Raw genomic sequence first — 17,772 nt, 5'->3', positions numbered from 1 at the left:
CTCGAGACGGGACGTCCACGCTCCGTGTTCTAGGCCCCCACGCGGCTGGAGGTGTCGCGCTCGGCCGGGCGCCGCCAGGCGAGGGCCGGGCGGGTGGGCGGCGGAGCGGGGGCCAGCACCCACGCCAGCGCGCGCTGGCCGCTCTCGGGCACGTCCAGGGTCACCGGCCGGAAGTCGGCGCGGCACAGGTCCGGCGGATGATCGCCCGAAACGTCGTCGCCGGTCACGGTGTCGCCGGTCACGTCGTCGAACAGCTCGCCGGAGACGATGAGCACCAGGTCCGATTCCGGGTGCTCCGCGAGCTCCCGGTCGAGGATGTCGGCGTCGCGCAACCGGCACGCCTTCACCACCGCGCGCCCCCCGTAGCCCTGCTCGTCGACGCGGGTGATGCCCTGGTGCAGCGCGACCCGCAGCCGCAGCCGCGGCGCCGACTCCGCGTTCACCCGCACCAGGGTGCGGCGCAGCTCGCGGACGAAGTCGGAGACCACCCGGCCTTCGTCGATGCCGGGCGGGAACACCGCCAGCTCGCCCCCGGTCGGCCGGTTGGCCCAGTGCGCGCACCGGACGTCGGCTGCTGCGCAGGTCTCGTCCAGGACGGCCCCGAGCGGCGGCGAGGCCGGCGAGCCCTCCGGGAGCGGGCCCTCCCGGCCGTTGTCGCATGCGGCGACGGCGATACACAGCCGCCGGATGCCGGGCATCGTCTCGTTCACGCACAGCCTCCGATGGTCACGGTCCGTCGGAGGCAACTGTTCACGCTGTGGGCACGGAACACATCGTCATGCGATGGGATTGTCCGAGCGACGACGATCAGCCCCGGCGATCAGCGATAAGCGATCAGCGGGGGCGCGTCGTCCCGGCGGCCCGGTACAGGGCCTCGACGTCGCGGATCACGATGGAGCGGTAGCGGGTATCGACGACTCCCTGCTGGCGCAGCTCGCGCAGGACCTTGTGCACCGTCGGCTCGGCGGCGCCGACGAGCGCGGCGAGCTCGGGCTGGGTGAGGGCGATCTGGACCCGCCGCCCCGGGCCGTCCGTCGCGTCGGCCCCGTAGGCGCGTTCGAGCTCGACGATCACGCGGGCCAGCCGGACGGCTACCGAGCACCCGCCGAACTCGACGCGGCGCCGGGTCGCGTTGCGCAGCTTGGCGCTGACGGACTGCAGCACAGGAGGGCCCGCGTCGGGATGGGACCGCAGGAAGGCGAGGAACGCCTCCAGCGGAATCACCTTCGCCAGCACCGCCCCGGCCGCGGTGACCGTCGCCGACCGGGGCTCGCCGTCCAGGCCGGCCTGCTCGCCGACGAGGTCGCCGCCGTGGCGGATGGCGAGCAGGGCGAAGCCGCCGTTCTCGGTGGAGGCGGTGACCTTGACCCACCCGTTCAGCAGGAGCACGACGAAGTTGGTGCCGTCGCCCTCCCGCAGGACGATCTCCTCGCTGGCGTACTCACGGTAGGGACCCAGGCCGACGAATGCCGCCCGGGTCTGTTCGGGCAGCCGCCCGAGCAGGGTGGTCGACGGCCAGTCGCGCCGCCGCGGGCCCTGTTGCTCCGGACCGGTCCGGCCGATCTCCCGAACCATGATCCGCCCCCTTGCTGCCGGGTGCCGCCCATGCCGGAGCCCGACCGATGATCCACGAATTGCCCGATGTACCGGTTGATATCATCACGGCCGTTCCCGTATGTGAACGACCGGGTGCGGTCCGCCGGCATCCTCGGTTAAATCGTGGTCGGTCCCGGGCCGGGCAGCGGCAGGCTCACCCGCGGTGCGGCATCAGGGCGTTCTCCGGGATCACACCCAGCCGACCGGCCTGGAAGTCCTCGATCGCCTGGCGGAGCTCGTCCTTTGTGTTCATGACGAACGGCCCGTACATCTCGACGTGCTCGCGGATCGGCCGGCCGCCGAGCAGCAGGACCTCCAGGTTCGGGGTGTGCGGGTCCTGGGTCGGGCTCGCCGCGAGGGTGATGCGGTCCCCCGCGCCCAGCACGGCCGTCTGGCCGAGGCGCACGGGCGTGTCGTCCGCGCCGACGGTGCCCTGACCGGCCAGGACGTAGACCAGCGCGTTGTACTCGGGGTTCCAGGGCAGGCTGACCCGCGCGCCGGGGCTGACCGTGGTGTGCACCACCGCGATCGGCGTGTGGGTCGACCCGGGGCCACGGAAGCCGCCGACGTCACCGGCGATGATCCGGACCAGGCTGCCGCCGTCCGGGGAGGCGATCAGCGCGACCTCCTCCCCTTCGATGCTCTGGTAGCGGGGCGCGCTGAACTTGTCCTTCGCCGGCAGGTTCACCCAGAGCTGGACGCCGTGGAACCGGCCGCCGCTGACGACGAGTGCCTCGGGTGGGGTCTCGATGTGCAGGATGCCGGAGCCGGCCGTCATCCACTGGGTGGCGCCGTTGGCGATCAGGCCGCCGCCGCCGTGCGAGTCCTGGTGCTGGAAGGTGCCGTCGATCATGTAGGTGACGGTCTCGAAGCCGCGGTGCGGGTGCCACGGCGTCCCCTTGGGCTCACCGGGCGCGTAGTCGATCTCGCCCATCTGGTCGGCGTGGACGAAGGGGTCGCGGTCGGCCAGGCTCACCCCGGCGAACATCCGGCGGACGGGGAACCCCTCCCCCTCCAGCCCGGACGGGGCGGTGACGACCTTCTTCACCGGGCGCTCGACATCGCCGAGACCCGGCGCGGACAGCCTCGGCAGCGTGAGGGCGTCGGCGGTGACGGCTGGCATGGTGACCTCCTACGGAACCAGGCAGATCCTCTCATCGGACCCCTGCCCGGTCGACGGGGCGAGACCTCGCTCCCACCCGACCTGACAGTTGCCGATGCAACTACCCCCTCAACCCGCCGGGACGCCCGACCCTTCCCGACACCTCGAGCACCTTCACATCTCGCACGTCACGGGCCGCACATCACATCCCGTGACATCCCATGACATCCCGTGGCACCTTCTGACATCTCGCACAGACGGCGGCGTTCGCCCAGGGCGATCAGTTTCGGGAACAACGATCCGCTCCGATGCCTTGAGCACGACAGGCTCAATGAGAGTGGGCCCAAGCCGCTCGACACGAGGGATGAAGGCCGCATGTCACACACCAGGCTCCTCCCGCTGCTGCCGCTGGACGACGCGGTCGTCCTGCCCGGCATGGTGGTTCCGCTCGACCTGTCGGACGCCGGGACCCGCGCCGCCGTGGACGCGGCCCGCGGCGGCGGACCCGACTCCACACCCGACGCCAGGGCGCCGGGCATCTCCAGCCGCTCCTTCCAGCGCACCGCCGAGATCCTGCTCGTCCCCCGGGTGGACGGCGACCTCGCCGACATGGGCGTCCTCGCCGTCGTCGACCAGATCGGCCGGCTGCCGAACGGCGGGACGGCCGCGCTCGTGCGGGCCGTGTCCCGCACCCGGGTCGGCACCGCCCCCACGCCGCCCGGCGCCGCCGACACCGGTGTCGTGTGGGCTGAGGCGACCCCCGTCGAACCGGTCCTCCCGGCCGGCTTCACCGGCACGATCAGCGCGACGGCGACCGCGGCCGCGCCGGGTGCCACCGGTGACCCCGACGGCCCGACCGCCCGGCTGGTCGAGCTCGCCCGCGAGTACCGCACGCTGGTGACCGGGGTGCTGCGCGCCCGCGGGGTCGGCCAGGTCGCCGACACCGTCGAGGCGATCGAGAACCCCGACACGCTGGCCGACACCGCCGGCTACTCGTCCTACCTGTCGACCGCGCAGAAGCTGGAGCTGCTGCGCACCGTCGACGTGACCGCCCGGCTGGAGCTGCTCGTCCCGTGGACGCGGGAGCACGCCGCCGAGGTCGACGTGGCCGAGACCATCCGGCGCGACGTCCAGGAGGGCGTCGACCGCCAGCAGCGGGAGTTCCTGCTGCGCCGTCAGCTGGAGGCCGTCCGCAAGGAACTGGCCGAGCTGGACGGGTCACCCGCGTCCTCCGAGCAGGAGGACTACCGGGCCCGGGTCGAGGCCGCCGACCTGCCGGAGAAGGTCCGCGCCGCGGCACTCAAGGAGGTCGACAAGCTGGAGCGGACGGCCGAGTCCTCCCCCGAGGTCGGCTGGATCCGCACCTGGCTGGACACCGTCCTGGAGCTGCCGTGGAACGAGCACGCCGAGGACACCTACGACATCGCCTCGGCGCGGGCCGTGCTGGACGCCGACCACGCCGGGCTCAGCGACGTCAAGGACCGGATCGTCGAGTACCTGGCGGTCCGCCGCCGGCGGGCCGACGCCGGGCTCGGGGTCGTCGGCGGACGGCGCAGCGGTGCCGTGCTCGCGCTGGCCGGGCCGCCCGGGGTCGGCAAGACCTCGCTGGGCGAGTCCGTGGCCCGCGCCATGGGCCGCCGGTTCGCCCGGGTGGCGCTCGGCGGTGTCCGCGACGAGGCGGAGATCCGCGGCCACCGGCGCACCTACGTCGGCGCGCAGCCCGGTCGCATCGTGCGGGCGATCCGCGAGGCCGGCTCGATGAACCCGGTGATCCTGCTCGACGAGGTCGACAAGGTCGGCTCCGACTACCGCGGGGACCCGACGGCGGCGCTGCTCGAGGTGCTGGACCCGGCGCAGAACCACACCTTCCGCGACCACTACCTGGAGGTCGAGCTCGACCTGTCGGACGTGCTGTTCCTGGCCACCGCGAACGTGCTGGAGTCCATCCCGGCGCCGCTGCTGGACCGGATGGAGCTGATCCTGCTCGACGGCTACACCGAGGAGGAGAAGGTCACCATCGCCCGTGACCACCTGCTCCCGCGCCAGCTCGAGCGGGCCGGGCTGACCCCCGACGACGTCACCGTGGACGACGCGGCGCTGCGGCTGCTGGCCGGCGAGTACACCCGCGAGGCCGGCGTGCGTGACCTGGAGCGGGCGACCGCCCGGGTGCTACGCAAGGTCGTCGCGAAGGTCGCACTGGACGAGACCGCCCTGCCGGTCACGATCGGCGCCGGCGATCTGGCCGGATACCTCGGACGGCCGCGACACACCCCGGAGTCGGCGGAGCGCACCGCGCTGCCGGGGGTGGCGACCGGGCTCGCGGTCACCGGGGCCGGCGGGGACGTCCTGTTCGTCGAGGCGTCACTGGCCGACCCGGAGACCGGGGCCAGCGGAGTGACGCTGACCGGGCAGCTCGGCGACGTCATGAAGGAGTCGGCGCAGATCGCGCTGTCCTACCTGCGCTCGCGCGGGGTGGAGCTCGAACTGCCGGTCGGCGACCTGCGTGACCGCGGGGTGCACATCCACGTCCCGGCGGGCGCGGTGCCCAAGGACGGGCCGAGCGCCGGGGTCACGATGACCACCGCGCTGGCATCCCTGCTCTCCGGGCGCCCGGTGCGCGCGGACGTGGCGATGACCGGCGAGGTCTCGCTGACCGGTCGGGTGCTACCCATAGGTGGGGTCAAGCAGAAGTTGCTCGCCGCGCACCGCGCCGGCGTCACAACGGTGCTCCTGCCGGCGCGCAACGGCCCGGACCTTGACGACGTCCCGGCAGCGGTCCGCGAGGCGCTGACCGTGCACCTGGTTGCGGACGTCCGCGAAGTGCTTGAGCTGGCGCTGGAACCGGCCTTCGACACGACGCACACCCACGCCGTGGCGGCCTGAGATTGTCCGTTGGTAACTCGTTGGGTGCCGCCGCCGCCTCTCACAACGGCGGCGGCGGCACCTACGTGCCGACGCGACGCGCGGGTCCGGAACGCACGCGACACGCCGGCAGTTCGGTTAACACCTTGTGACGGCGCCCACGAAGGGCCGTCCGGCCCGCTACCTTCGGGGCGTGGATCGTGGCCGGTGCCTTCGGCAGGAGCGCGTCGCACAGGAGCGCATCCTGGCAGTGAGTCGACTACGGGGACGCCAGCGTCCGCGGGACAACCGCGGCCCCGGGCGCAGGCCGACCAGACCACCGGGCCGCAGGCCCCGCTGATCTGGTCGCCCCGCCGGGGTGGCGGTAACGCACGGGCTAAACTCGGTGCTTCACCGCAACCGTGGCGAAAGGTGCGCACGGCGTGGACGCCTTCCGGCGCGGCTGGGTCGGCCTGGCACTGTTCCTCGCCGCACTGATCATGATGCCGGTGCTCGTGGTCGAGTACCACAGTCGCCTGTCGGACGACACCCGGTACTCCGGGGCCGACGCGGAGAGCATCATCCCGCCGGTGACCAGCACGGCGCCACCGCGGACCGCGCCCCCCGGCGTGATCGTCGGGTTCAACGGCGTCCTCGAGAACGAGACGCTGCGCGGCTTCCGGCACATCAGCCTGGAGACGACCGGTGACATCGGCGAGATCCACTACACGCTGACCGGCCCGACGGGCAGCCGCTATCCCATGACGGCGAGCGTGGCGCCCTACCTGTTCGCCCCGCACCAGACCGGCTGGGAGACGAGCGCCGTGATGGACGGCGTCTACTCGCTCGAGGCAAGGGCGGAGCGCCCCGGCGTGCCCGCACGCAGCATCACCTTCACGATCCGGAACTCCACCCCGGCCGACGCCGGTGCTGGTACCGGCACAGCCGCTGGTGTCGGCGCCGGGCCGGGCGCGAGCCGGCCGCCGACCTGAGTACCGCGACTGGAAGCAACCCCACCTCACGGTGACTATGGAGGCAGGTCGGGACGTGACGCGGTGGGCGGGGCCGGATCCGGAGGCGGTACGTGACGACAGCGACGGAAATCCCTAATGTGAACGGGATGGATCGCCTGGTTTGGATCGACTGCGAGATGACCGGCCTGGATGCCGGTTCCGACCTGCTGCTCGAGGTCGCCTGCCTGGTGACCGACAGCGAGCTCACCGTGCTGGACGAAGGCATCGACCTCGTGCTGGCGGCCCCGGACGCGGCCCTCGACCAGATGCTCCCGGTGGTCCGCGAGATGCACGAGACCTCCGGGCTCACCGAGGCCGTGCGCGGCTCCGACCTCAAGCTCGACGAGGCCGAGGAGCAACTCCTCAGCTACATCCGCCGGTTCGTCCCGGAGGCGCGCAAGGCCCCGCTGTGCGGGAACTCGATCGCGACCGACCGCACGTTCATCGCCCGCTACCTGCCCCAGCTCGACACCTTCCTGCACTACCGCATGGTCGACGTCTCCTCGATCAAGGAGCTGGCCCGGCGCTGGTACCCGCGGGCGTACTACGCGGCCCCGGTGAAGTCGGGCGGGCACCGCGCCCTGGCCGACATCCGGGAGAGCATCGAGGAGCTGCGGTACTACCGCGAGGTCCTCTTCGTGCCCCAGCCCGGCCCGACCACTGACGCGGCCCGCGCCGCGGCCGCCGCGATCCGCGCCTCCTGACAGCCGCGCCGCCGGCGTTCACCGAACCCCCGGCGCCCACCAGGCCCCCGGGGCCCACCGGGCGCACCGGAGCCACCCGCGGACCGCCGCCGGATGGGAATCGGACGGATTTCGGTACTCGATCGTGACCCGGCTGCCGCACGGGCGCGTTCACCCGGTACGATGGCTGCGCCCGGTGAGATTCGGGCGATGGTGGGTGTAGCTCAGTTGGTAGAGCACCGGGTTGTGGTCCCGGGTGCCGCGGGTTCAAGTCCCGTCACTCACCCCAGATAGAGGGGGCCGCCGCCTGCGGGGCCCCCTCTCTTCGTCGTGGAATGGCGTTGCCGCTCATACTCAGGGCCATCCCGCCGCACTGCTGTGATCACGATGCGGGCGTTCGACGGCGAACCTCAGCGCGACCCGCGCGCAGGCGAGGGAGTCCGCCACCCGCAACGGCGCCGCGAGTGCGGACCTCTCCATGCGATAGCGGGGCGCGGCGGCGCTCCGGCGGCCGTGGCGGGGGACCGTGCTCCTCGGCCGCCGGAGCCCGGTTCACAACATCGGAAATATGGTCATACCGGCGGGATGAGGCCTACGTGTCGGCCCTTTCCCGCGCAGTGGCGGCAAGGCTCGAGATGCGGCGCGGTGCCGCCCTGGTCGGCGGCCCGAAGCTCGAAGACAGCTCGCCCGCCTCGGCAGGTGAGGCAGATCTGATTGATGATGCTCGGCCGCCCCGGGCTCGTGTCGGCCCCGGACGGCTGCTCCGCTGTGGTCACCGGTGAACTCACCTCCCCGGTCAGGACAGACCGTGGGACGAGTGGTCGCGCGACGGCCAGCGCTCGACGAACCCGACGGATGACGAACCCGACGGACGCTGACAGATCGCGGGCCGGAGGAATCCGGCCTAGGACGTGGCCCTCGCCGAGGACCGGGCTCCTCACCTCCCCGATGGCGCTGTCCCGGCGTTCGAGCTGCTCGATCGATCTCGCCGGACATCCGAGCGTGCTGGTCGACCGATGACGCTAGCCAACATCGACATCGTATGGGGTGGAATGCAGGAAAGGACCGCACAACTCTGTCTGCCACGTCTCGCGCTGAACCGGGCGTGGATACACCACCGGCCCGGAAGTGTGGCCCGCGCCGGGCGGTCCGGCATGGCGAGCCCTTCCAGATCCGTCCATCTCCCGCGCCGCCGCGGCGTTCACACCGGACCGGCACCCGCTCTACGCGGCTGCCAGGCTTCCCACCTGCCTCTTCCCTGCCACCCGCCCGCCGATGCCATTCATGGTCACCGCTGGTTCCGTTCCGGGCGACACCCGATTTCCAGAACGGACAATTCACCCATTACGGGAAAAGCGTTGTACGGGCCCAACACCACGAAGAAGACGCGCAGAGTACGGATGATCGCGCCGGGCGCGGCCCGTCGGTGCTCCCGATGGCACGCACCGGCCACGCCCGGAGATCACACGAGGATCACCAGATGATCATCCGACGAACACCACCGCTCCCGGCCGCTCCGGCGGCACTCACCGCGCCATTCACACCGAACACACTCCCGGAGCACACCGGAGACCCTTATTCGATGTCGAACAGGCCCTGGCGGACGGCGTACATCACCGCCTCCATGCGGGAGTGCAGCTGAAGCTTGTCAAGAATATTGCGAACGTGGTTCTTCACGGTGTTCTCACTGATGAAGAGCTTCCGCGCGATCTCGCGGTTCGCCCGGCCCTCGGCCACCAGCTTGAGGACCTCGAGCTCGCGGGCGGTGAGGTGGGGCGCGTGCGCGCGCGGGCGGTCCTCCCCGCCACGGGCCATCGTCGCGAACTCGACCATGAGCTTCGAGGCCATCGAGGGGCTGATCAGGCTCTGGCCGTTGTGTACGGCGCGCACCGCGTCGGCCACCTCGTGCGGCGGGATCGACTTCAGCAGGTAGCCGACGGCCCCCGCCTTGATCGCCTCGAACAGGTCGGACTCCTCGTCCGAAACGGTGAGCATCACGATCCGTGTGCGCGGCACCGCGCGCTTGATGGCGCCGGCGGCGGCGATGCCGTCGCGGCCCGGCATCCGCACGTCCATCAGGACGATGTCCGGCGTCGTGCCGGACGCCAGGGTCAGCGCCTCCTGACCGTCCGCCGCGCGCCCGACCACCGAAATGTCCTCCTCGGTCTCCAGCACGGTCTGCAGGCCCTGGAGGAAGAGCTCGTGATCGTCCACGACGAGAACCCGTATCGGCATCACGTCACGGGTCGGGTCGGCATCAGCGGCCGACGGCGGCACCACACTGGCCGTCATCACACATCCGGAAATCGGGTTCGGTTTTTGCGCCACGCGGCTTCTCCACCGCAGGCGAAAACCGGTTCGGACACCTGCCCACTCTACGTGATGCACTACACACATGAGGTCGCAGGCGCGCTGAAGTCACCTCCGACTTCCATGTCCTTAACGCATCCGACATGCCGGAAATAGTACGCGGCTTCGCCGCAAGTTTGGCGTAGTGGGACGTTCTGCTCTCCGTCCGGGACGCGACCCCGGCCCGCCAACAGGCTCGCGAGCTGTGCGGACGTCCACCCACGGCCCCGGCGGGCGCATTCATCCGGCTGCTCAGCACAACCAGGCAACGACGCGCGGTAGCAACACGACCCGGGCAACAGGTGCTTCATAACCAGTTATCTGAGTCTCCTGGATGTACCGCGTGCGCGACGGCATTGAAGGCTGTTTGGTGGCGCCGCGATCGGATCAGAGAGACCCTCGTCAGATGGACGCCGCAGCCAGCACTCCCCCGTCCCGACTGCATCTCAAGCCGGGCACCGCCTGGGCCGACGCCTACTCGCGCGCCCGGCAGGAGGCCCCGGAAGCGTTCCACGAGGACCGCCTGCTCAACCTGTGGGGCGGTCAGTGGCGCCGGACCGGCAACCCGCTGCACAGCCTCTCGCCGGTGGACGGCACCCCGATCGCCGGCCCGCCGATGATCGAGCCCGACGAGGCGCGCGAGGCCATCCGCGCGACCCTCGACGACCACAAGGAATGGCGCGACGTCCCGCTGGCCGACCGCAAGGCCAGGGTGACCGCCGCGATCGAGGCGATGGAGGAGCACCGCGATCTGCTCGCACTGCTGCTGGTCTGGGAGATCGGCAAGCCGTGGCGGCTCGCCCGCACCGACGTCGACCGCGCCCTGGACGGCGTGCGCTGGTACGTCGACGAGATCGACTCCATGATCGACGGCCGGGCGGCCCTGCCGGGCCCGGTCAGCAACATCGCGAGCTGGAACTACCCGATGAGCGTGCTCATGCACGCCATGCTCGTCCAGGTGCTCGCCGGCAACGCGGCGATCGCCAAGACGCCGACCGACGGTGGGGCGGCCTGCCTGACGCTGGCCTGCGCGCTCGCCCGCCGGGCCGGGCTGCCGGTGTCGCTGGTCTCCGGGTCGGGGTCGCGGCTGTCGTCCGCGCTGGTGCGGGCGCCGGAGATCGGCTGCCTGGCGTTCGTCGGCGGGCGCTCCGCCGGCGGCCAGGTCGCCGCCGCGCTCGTCGACACCGGCAAGCGGCACTTCCTCGAGCAGGAGGGCCTCAACGCCTGGGGCATCTGGGACTTCTCCCAGTGGGACCTGCTCGCCTCGCACCTGCGCAAGGGCTTCGAGTACGGCAAGCAGCGCTGCACCGCCTACCCGCGCTATGTCGTCCAGCGCCAGCTCTTCGACAAGTTCCTCCAGATGTACCTGCCGGTGGTCTCCTCGGTGCGGTTCGGGCATCCCCTCGCCGTGGCGGACGACTCCGACCCGCTGCCCGACCTCGACTACGGGCCGGTGATCACCGCGGAGAAGGCGGCGGAGCTCGCCGCCAAGATCGACGAAGCGGTGACCAAGGGCGGCGTGCCGCTCTACCGCGGCGACCTCGCCGACGGCCGGTTCCTGCCCGGCCAGGACCGGGCCGCCTACGTCCCGCCGGTGGCGATCCTCAACCCGCCGCCGTCGGCCGCGCTGCACCACGCGGAGCCGTTCGGGCCGGTCGACAGCATCGTGATCGTCGACTCCGAGGCCGAGCTGCTGTCCGCGATGAACGCCTCGAACGGCGCGCTCGTCGCCTCACTGGCCTGCGACGACGACGCCACGGCGCGCCGGCTGGCCGGGGAGCTCGCCGCGTTCAAGGTCGGCGTCAACAAGCCCCGCTCGCGAGGCGACCGGTCCGAGCCGTTCGGCGGGCGCGGCGCGTCGTGGAAGGGCGCGTTCGTCGGCGGGGAGCACCTCGTCCGCGCGGTCACCGTCGGCGCGGACCCGAACGAACGCCTCTACGGCAACTTCCCCTCCTACTCCCTCTACCCGGAGACGTGATCAGGCTCCACCCCGAGACCTGATCAGGGTGCCGCGACCCGGCCCGAGCAGGCTCGGGCCAGGTCGTTATCCCGAGACGGGGCGCAGGCCGTGCTCGGCGAGCGGCCCGAGACGCAGGCCCGCGTCGTCGCAGCGCGCCGCCAGCTCGGGCAGGGCGCCCAGCGCGCTGCGCCAGGCTCCCGGCGCGGACGTGCAGTCGCTGTCGTGCAGCAGCACCGTCGCGCCGCCGCGCAGATCGGGGGCGAGCGTCGCCAGCACGTTGGCCGGGGTCGCCGTCGCCGTCCAGTCGCGGCCCCACGCCGTCCACAGGACGGGGGTGAGGTCGAGGCGGCGCGCGGCGGCGAGCACCCCGGCCGAGAGCACCCCGTGCGGCGGGCGAACGTAGGCCGGCGCCCGGCCGGTGGTCTCGGCGATCAGGTCACGGGTGCGCGCGAGCTGGTCGTAGGTGGACGCCGGCCCGCGCAGCAGCATGGGCCGGTGATCCCACCCGTGGACGGCCAGCTCGTGCCCGGCCTCGGTCATCTCCCGGGCGAGGCCGGGGGCGCGCTCGAGCATCCCGCCGAGCACGAAGAACGTCGAACGGATCTCGAGCGCGTCGAGCACCTCGAGGAAGCGCGGCGTCGAGGCCGGGTCGGGACCGTCGTCGAACGTGAGCGCGACGTGGTCGGGCCGGCCCACCCCGGCGAGCCCTGGGGTCACCCGGGTGCGCAGCCGACGGAACGTGGCCAGTGACGGCAGGCCGTAGGCCAGTGCGCTGAGCGCCACGACCGCGCCACCCGCGGCCCACCGCCCCGTCTCCCACCGCCCCGTGCCGGACCGCACCATGACGGACACTGTGCCACACCCCGCGCCGCCCCCCGGTGGCACGCGCGCCGCCCGTCGCCGTGGTCCGGCCGTCACCGTGTCCCGGCCGGTTGGTTCGGACGTCCCGTGGAGGGAAGGGAGCCACCGGGACGATCCATGACCTTCTGGCGGGCTTCCGGCGCTTCACGATTCGTCGTGCAAACTCCGGCCGGCTCGCGGGCCGCGGGCTCGTCCCGTCCGCAGCAGGGCCCCGGCACGCGTCGCGCCGGCGCGGTCCCTGGCCGGGCGACCGTCAGGCACCCGCGGCCGAACAGGCCGCCGGGGCCGCGGCGCCCGGTCCGGCACCGCCGGAAGAAGGAGGACCGGCACGATGCTCGAGGACCCGACGCTCGGGGAGTGGTTCCTCACCGCCGAGGAGCGCGGCAACCCGGACACGGCCCTGGACGCCCGCCATCCGGACGGTCTGGCGTGGACCACCGGCAACCTCGTCCGCCCGCTGGTGCACGGGCGGGCCTACTTCTCCCGCCTGCTCGAGATCGTCGAGACCCTCGGCGAGAACGACCTTCTCCTGTTCACCGACTGGCGCGGCGACCTCGACCAGCGGCTGGACGGCGCCGGCTCCGAGGTCGGCCGGGTGCTGGGCCGCGCCGCCGCCCGGGGCGCCGTCGTGCGCGGGCTGATGTGGCGCTCGCACCTGGAGCTGATGTCGTTCAGCTCGCGCCCGAACCGCCGGCTGGCCGAGGAGCTGAACACCGCCGGCGCCCAGGTGGTGCTCGACCACCGGGTGCACCGCAACGGCTCGCACCACCAGAAGCTGGTCATCGCCCGCCGCGCCGCCGCACCGGAGGACACCGCGGGAGACACAGCCGGGGACGCGGTGGCCTTCGCCGGCGGCATCGACCTCTGCTACAGCCGCCGCGACGACGCCGCGCACGCCGGCGACCCACAGAGCCAGCCGATCGCCGACACCTACGGTGCCGCCCCGCCCTGGCACGACATCCAGGCCGAGGTACGCGGGCCGGCCGTGGGTGATCTCGAAGTGACCTTCCGGGAGCGCTGGGACGACCCGTCCGCGCTGGACAACCCCAACCCGATCCGACAGATCTTCTATCGGATACGCCCGGTCGAGACCAATCCGGACGGGCTCCCGCCGCAGGCACCCGACCCGGCCCCGGTCGGCCCGCACGCCGTCCAGATCCTGCGCACCTACCCGCGCCGGCGCCCGCACTACCCGTTCGCGCGCAAGGGCGAGCGGTCCATCGCGCGCGCCTACCGCAAGGTGCTGCGCCGCGCCCGGCGGCTGATCTACCTGGAGGACCAGTACATGTGGTCCACCGAGGTCGCCCGGCTGTTCGCGGACGCGCTGCGCCGCGAGCCCGAGCTCCACCTGGTGATCGTCGTCCCGCGTTTCCCGACCCAGGGCGGGCGCTTCTCGCTGCCGCCCAACCTCGTCGGGCGCGAGAAGGCCCTGGAGATCTGCCGCGCGGCCGGCGGCGACCGCGTCGCCGTCTACGACGTCGAGAACCACGCCGGGACGCCCGTCTACGTCCACTCGAAGGCCGTGACGATCGACGACGTCTGGGCCTCGATCGGCTCGGACAACCTCAACCGGCGGTCCTGGAGCCACGATTCGGAGCTCGCCGTCGCCACCATCGACACCACCCTCGACCCGCGCGAGCCACACGACCCCGGCGGCCTCGGCGACGGCGCCCGCGTCTTCGCCCGCGACCTGCGCCTCGAGCTCTGGCGCGAGCACCTCGACTGGGACGGCGACGACGACGAGCTCATCGACCCCGAAGCCGGGTTCAAGGCGTTCCGGCGGCGCGCCGACGAGCTCGACGCCTGGCACCGCGGCGGCCAGGCCGGGCCGCGCCCGCCGGGCCGGATCCGGCCGCACCAGCCGCAACGCCTCGGCCGGCTCACCCGCGGCTGGTCCGCGCCGCTCTACCATGCCATCTACGACCCGGACGGCCGTCCCCGCCGGATGCGCCGCGACAACGCCTGGTGATCCCCCGCTCCCGGAAGTGGCGTGCGGACGCGCCGCGCGGGAGAAAGGGCCACGCGGCCCGGCGGGCGTAACACCAGCAAGCCCGCGCGGGCGCCGACTCCGACAACGGCCGCTCATGACCCCGCGGGTCCCGGTGGGACATCCGGCGCAGGCCGCACCCGGTGCCCAGCCGTCCCGCGACGGTGCAGCACGATGTCCCCGGGGCACATCAGGAACCGTGAGAACGAGGCCACAGCCGGATCGGACGGCTCCCGGGCCCTCGGCGCCCGTGCCGTCCCATGCCGGCGCCCGTCGGGAGGAGCTGCGCTGACCACGCCACGTCTGGGCGTCATCGGCTGGATGTTCGCGGGCGCCGTCGTCCTGGCCACGATCGCGCTGACAGCCGGGCGGCACGAACGGCACGATCCAAGGGTCGTGCTCTGGGGTGACTCGCTCGCCTGGGAGGCGCGCGGCTCCTTCACCGCGGCCGCCGGGAAGGACGGAGTCACCAGGACGACCACGCGGACCTGGGGCGGCACGGCGCTGTGCGACTGGTTCACCGACATGCGCAACCAGGCCCGGCGCTGGGATCCCACGGTGGCGGTCCTGTCCTTCTCCGGCAACACCGCCTCGGAGTGCATGCACGGCCGGGATCTGATCACCGCCTACCGGGAGGACGCCACCAAGGCCGTCGACATCCTGACCCGCCGGGGCATCGACGTCGTCCTCGTGGACGCCCCGCCGCGCAACGACCAGCCCGTCGGGCCGGACGGCCTCACCGAGCTCGACCGGGTCTGGCGCGAGGTCGCCGCCGGGAACTCCCACGTCCGGGTGGTGCCGGCCGGGGAGGTCCTCACCGACCAGGGACGGTTCGTCCCGAGGCTCCCGTGCCTGCCCGGCGAGCCCTGCGACCCCGATGGCAAGGTGGCCGTCCGCAGCCCGGACGGCGTCCACTTCTGCCCGGTCGTCCAACCCGCGATGACAGCGTGCCCCGTCCGGTCCCCCGGTGCGGAACGCTACGGGCGCGCCCTCGCCGAGGCCGCCCGCCCCTGACCTGTGTGAGTAAGCCCCACACCTGTCCGGGGCTGTCCGGGGCGCGGCCTACGGTGCGGCGGACGGCGCTGGCGGCGGTATGACCGGCGTCCGGTCCGAGGAGGATCGGGCCGGTCGGAGCAGGCCGCTCTGGTAGGCGATGACCACCAGTTGGGCGCGGTCGCGGGCACCGAGCTTGGCCATGGCGTGATGCACGTGGGTCCGGACTGTCAACGGGCGGATGGCGAGGACCTGAGCGATCTCCTCGTTGCTCCGCCCCTCGGCAGCGAGCGTCATGATCTCCCGTTCGCGGGGGGTGAGGCGGGCCAGGCGCCCGGGCGGCACCAGGTGGGCAGCCGGCTCGGCGGTGGCCAGGAAGCGGGTGATGAGTGCCCGCGTGGCCCCGGCGGACAGCAGGGCGTCTCCGCGGGCGACCGTTCGGATGGCCGCGAGAAGCTCGCCGGCACCGATGTCCTTACCGACGAACCCGCTGGCGCCGACACGCAGCGCCTGGGCAACGAACTCGTCGGTCTCGAACATGGTCAGGATGAGGACACGGGTCGCGTCGAGCTCCCGGTCGCCGCAGATGGCGGCGGTGGCGGCCAGACCGTCCACACCGGGCATCTGGATGTCCATGACGACGATGTCGGGGCGGTGGGCGCGGGCGAGCTCGACCGCCGCCGCCCCGTCAGCCGCCTCGGCGACCACCATCAGATCGTCACAGGTGTCGATGAGCAGGCGGAAGGTCTCCCGCAGGAGAGCCTGATCGTCGGCGAGCAGGATGCTGGTCTTCATGTGCCGCGGATTCCCTTCGGCGGCGAGTACGGGTCCGCGCCCGAAGGCGCGGCCCGTAACGGTAGCTCCGCGCGGACTTCGAAGCCGCCCTCCGGGCGGTGGCCGGCGAGCAGGCGACCGCCGACCGCATGGGCGCGTTCACGCAGACCGATCAGACCGAACCCGGTTCCCGCGGCACCGGCGGACGAAGCGCCGCCGCCGTCGGTGACCGCGATCGTCAGCCGGTCACCGGAGTAGCCGAGCAGGACCCGGGCCGATGCCGCCGGGCAGTGCTTCGTGACATTGGTGAGTGCCTCCTGCACTATCCGGAACGCGGCCAGGTCGACGGCCGGCGTCGGCTGCCGCGGCTGACCGCGGGTGCTGACGGTGACGGTCAGCCCGGCCGACCGGACGGCGCCGATCAGAGCGGGCAGCCGCGAAAGGCCGGGCCGTGATCCCAGGGCGGCCCCCGCCCCGTCACTGTCCCCGTCCGCGGCCGTTGCCTCGCGCGACGCGTCCGGCGCCTCCGGCATGTCTGGCACCGGCGCGTCTCGCTCGTTGCACCCGTCGGGCTCGGCGAGCCCGACAGGCTCGTTGCGCTCGACGGGCTCGTCCGGCTGGCGCAGCACCCGCACGGTCGCCTTCAGATCGCGCAGCGCCGACACGGTTGTGTCGGCGAGCGAGGCGAGGGACCGCTGTGCCAGCTCGGGATGGGTGCGCAGGAGATGCTCGGCAACGCTGGCCTGCGCGTTCGCCAAGGCCAGGTGGTGCGCGACAACGTCGTGCAGGTCACGTGCGATGCGCAGGCGCTCCTCGGCGGCCCGGTTGGCCGCCTCCAGTTCACGTGTGCGCTCGGCGTTCGCGGCCCGTTCCGCCAGCAGCCGCACGCAGGTCCGCCACAGCCGAGCCCAGCTCCCGACGGCAACCGGGGCCAGCACCCACATGACGGGCCCGATCGTCTCGAGCACCAGCGGGCGCGACGGCGGGCCGGCGGTCAGCGCCGCACCGACAAGCGCCGCGGCCGTCACCGCCGCGAAGGCCCCGGCGACCGCCCAGGCCATGTCGAGCGCCAGCCAGTAGACGGCCACGATCAACGGTCCCAGCAGCAGTGGGCTGAGCAGGTAGCCCAACGCGGCGAGCGTCACCGCGCCGGAGGCGGCCAGCGTCGCCGTGACGAGCGGATGGCGACGGCCCAGCAGCAGGGCGGCACAGGCCAGGCCGGTGCTGAGAAGCGCCGGCCAGAGCGGCCGGTCGAGCAGCGGTGACCCCTGCAACCGGCTCCCCGGGACGGCCGCCGCCAACAGCAGCGACGCCACCGCGACCCGAGCGAAGCACGGACGGTCCGGCACATCCCGCCACCAGGCGACGATCATCGGCCCCGCTCCCGTCGACGCACGCATTGATGGATCCGTCCATGGTGGACGACATCCGCCGCAAAGCAACCGCTGCGGACCGGCGGACGGGAAGCGGGCCGCCGGCCGGACGACCGGTCGGACGGTCCGCCACGGCGGGGGGGGGGGGGCGACACGCGGGGGGGGGCGGGTCGTCAGCCCGCCTTCTCGCCGGTGACCAGGTAGATCACCCGGCGGGCGACCGACACGGCGTGGTCGGCA

Annotated in this window: 13 protein-coding genes and 1 tRNA gene; 7 read left to right on the top strand and 7 right to left on the bottom strand. The window is 72.7% G+C overall.

Annotation, left to right across the window (positions count from 1 at the left end):
- Positions 1 to 29 precede the first annotated feature (29 nt).
- The 3 genes from MXD62_RS36690 to MXD62_RS36680 form a co-directional block, all read right to left on the bottom strand.
- Entirely contained in the window at positions 30 to 710 is a 681-nt protein-coding gene (locus tag MXD62_RS36690) for a hypothetical protein (protein ID WP_248833916.1), read from the bottom strand.
- Between the two features lie 124 nt (positions 711 to 834).
- Positions 835 to 1,575: a Crp/Fnr family transcriptional regulator gene (locus MXD62_RS36685; RefSeq protein WP_020462969.1), complete on the bottom strand. Its 741-nt coding sequence runs from the start codon at positions 1,573 to 1,575 to the stop codon at positions 835 to 837.
- Positions 1,576 to 1,750: 175 nt separating this feature from the next.
- Positions 1,751 to 2,719 (bottom strand): pirin family protein, encoded by a 969-nt coding sequence (locus MXD62_RS36680; protein WP_248833915.1) that lies wholly within the window; start codon positions 2,717 to 2,719, stop codon positions 1,751 to 1,753.
- Positions 2,720 to 3,073: 354 nt separating this feature from the next.
- On the opposite strand from MXD62_RS36680, the gene lon reads away from it, so the two are divergent.
- The 4 genes from lon to MXD62_RS36660 all read left to right on the top strand — a co-directional run bounded on the left by lon (position 3,074) and on the right by MXD62_RS36660 (position 7,524).
- Positions 3,074 to 5,581, top strand: coding sequence for an endopeptidase La (gene lon / locus MXD62_RS36675; protein ID WP_248833914.1), 2,508 nt, complete (start codon positions 3,074 to 3,076; stop codon positions 5,579 to 5,581).
- Positions 5,582 to 5,982: 401 nt separating this feature from the next.
- The gene (locus MXD62_RS36670) at positions 5,983 to 6,531 is read left to right on the top strand and encodes a hypothetical protein (protein WP_248833913.1); all 549 of its coding nucleotides are present in this window, start codon (positions 5,983 to 5,985) and stop codon (positions 6,529 to 6,531) included.
- A gap of 128 nt (positions 6,532 to 6,659) precedes the next feature.
- On the top strand, positions 6,660 to 7,256 hold the full coding sequence (orn, locus tag MXD62_RS36665) for an oligoribonuclease (RefSeq protein WP_248833912.1): 597 nt from the start codon (positions 6,660 to 6,662) through the stop codon (positions 7,254 to 7,256).
- A 192-nt stretch (positions 7,257 to 7,448) separates the two neighbouring features.
- Positions 7,449 to 7,524, top strand: a tRNA-His gene (locus tag MXD62_RS36660).
- Between the two features lie 1,286 nt (positions 7,525 to 8,810).
- Here the strand turns inward: MXD62_RS36660 and MXD62_RS36655 are convergent.
- Complete coding sequence (locus MXD62_RS36655) at positions 8,811 to 9,527, bottom strand: response regulator transcription factor (RefSeq protein ID WP_041254846.1); 717 nt, start codon at positions 9,525 to 9,527, stop codon at positions 8,811 to 8,813.
- 463 nt (positions 9,528 to 9,990) lie between these two features.
- Between MXD62_RS36655 and MXD62_RS36650 the strand changes: the two genes are divergently transcribed.
- Entirely contained in the window at positions 9,991 to 11,562 is a 1,572-nt protein-coding gene (locus tag MXD62_RS36650; protein WP_248833911.1) for an aldehyde dehydrogenase family protein, read from the top strand.
- A 66-nt stretch (positions 11,563 to 11,628) separates the two neighbouring features.
- On the opposite strand, the gene MXD62_RS36645 is transcribed toward MXD62_RS36650, so the two are convergent.
- Positions 11,629 to 12,387, bottom strand: a complete 759-nt coding sequence (locus MXD62_RS36645; protein WP_248833910.1) for a polysaccharide deacetylase family protein — start codon at positions 12,385 to 12,387, stop codon at positions 11,629 to 11,631.
- Between the two features lie 349 nt (positions 12,388 to 12,736).
- On the opposite strand from MXD62_RS36645, the gene MXD62_RS36640 reads away from it, so the two are divergent.
- Complete coding sequence (locus MXD62_RS36640; RefSeq protein WP_248833909.1) at positions 12,737 to 14,374, top strand: phospholipase D-like domain-containing protein; 1,638 nt, start codon at positions 12,737 to 12,739, stop codon at positions 14,372 to 14,374.
- 339 nt (positions 14,375 to 14,713) lie between these two features.
- The gene (locus MXD62_RS36635; RefSeq protein WP_248833917.1) at positions 14,714 to 15,406 is read left to right on the top strand and encodes a hypothetical protein; all 693 of its coding nucleotides are present in this window, start codon (positions 14,714 to 14,716) and stop codon (positions 15,404 to 15,406) included.
- 48 nt (positions 15,407 to 15,454) lie between these two features.
- Here MXD62_RS36635 and MXD62_RS36630 read toward each other — a convergent pair whose 3' ends face one another.
- Positions 15,455 to 16,180, bottom strand: a complete 726-nt coding sequence (locus MXD62_RS36630) for a response regulator transcription factor (RefSeq protein ID WP_248833908.1) — start codon at positions 16,178 to 16,180, stop codon at positions 15,455 to 15,457.
- Positions 16,177 to 17,559, bottom strand: coding sequence for a histidine kinase (locus MXD62_RS36625; protein ID WP_248833907.1), 1,383 nt, complete (start codon positions 17,557 to 17,559; stop codon positions 16,177 to 16,179). The genes MXD62_RS36630 and MXD62_RS36625 overlap by 4 nt, the downstream gene beginning before the upstream one ends.
- Positions 17,560 to 17,772: the final 213 nt, after the last annotated feature.

This window comes from Frankia sp. Mgl5 (assembly GCF_023242985.1).
Taxonomy (GTDB): domain Bacteria; phylum Actinomycetota; class Actinomycetes; order Frankiales; family Frankiaceae; genus Parafrankia; species Parafrankia soli.
The sequence above is the reverse complement of the archived record's forward strand: the minus strand, read 5'-3'. Positions and strand labels throughout refer to the sequence as shown.

What these genes read in the sequence shown, in the direction of transcription:
- MXD62_RS36685 (WP_020462969.1), bottom strand. Translation starts at nt 1,575, where the DNA reads ATGGTTCGGGAGATCGGCCGGACCGGTCCGGAGCAACAGGGCCCGCGG.
- MXD62_RS36680 (WP_248833915.1), bottom strand. Translation starts at nt 2,719, where the DNA reads ATGCCAGCCGTCACCGCCGACGCCCTCACGCTGCCGAGGCTGTCCGCG.
- lon (WP_248833914.1), top strand. Translation starts at nt 3,074, where the DNA reads ATGTCACACACCAGGCTCCTCCCGCTGCTGCCGCTGGACGACGCGGTC.
- orn (WP_248833912.1), top strand. Translation starts at nt 6,660, where the DNA reads ATGGATCGCCTGGTTTGGATCGACTGCGAGATGACCGGCCTGGATGCC.
- MXD62_RS36655 (WP_041254846.1), bottom strand. Translation starts at nt 9,527, where the DNA reads ATGACGGCCAGTGTGGTGCCGCCGTCGGCCGCTGATGCCGACCCGACC.
- MXD62_RS36650 (WP_248833911.1), top strand. Translation starts at nt 9,991, where the DNA reads ATGGACGCCGCAGCCAGCACTCCCCCGTCCCGACTGCATCTCAAGCCG.
- MXD62_RS36645 (WP_248833910.1), bottom strand. Translation starts at nt 12,387, where the DNA reads ATGGTGCGGTCCGGCACGGGGCGGTGGGAGACGGGGCGGTGGGCCGCG.
- MXD62_RS36640 (WP_248833909.1), top strand. Translation starts at nt 12,737, where the DNA reads ATGCTCGAGGACCCGACGCTCGGGGAGTGGTTCCTCACCGCCGAGGAG.
- MXD62_RS36635 (WP_248833917.1), top strand. Translation starts at nt 14,714, where the DNA reads ATGTTCGCGGGCGCCGTCGTCCTGGCCACGATCGCGCTGACAGCCGGG.
- MXD62_RS36630 (WP_248833908.1), bottom strand. Translation starts at nt 16,180, where the DNA reads ATGAAGACCAGCATCCTGCTCGCCGACGATCAGGCTCTCCTGCGGGAG.
- MXD62_RS36625 (WP_248833907.1), bottom strand. Translation starts at nt 17,559, where the DNA reads ATGCGTGCGTCGACGGGAGCGGGGCCGATGATCGTCGCCTGGTGGCGG.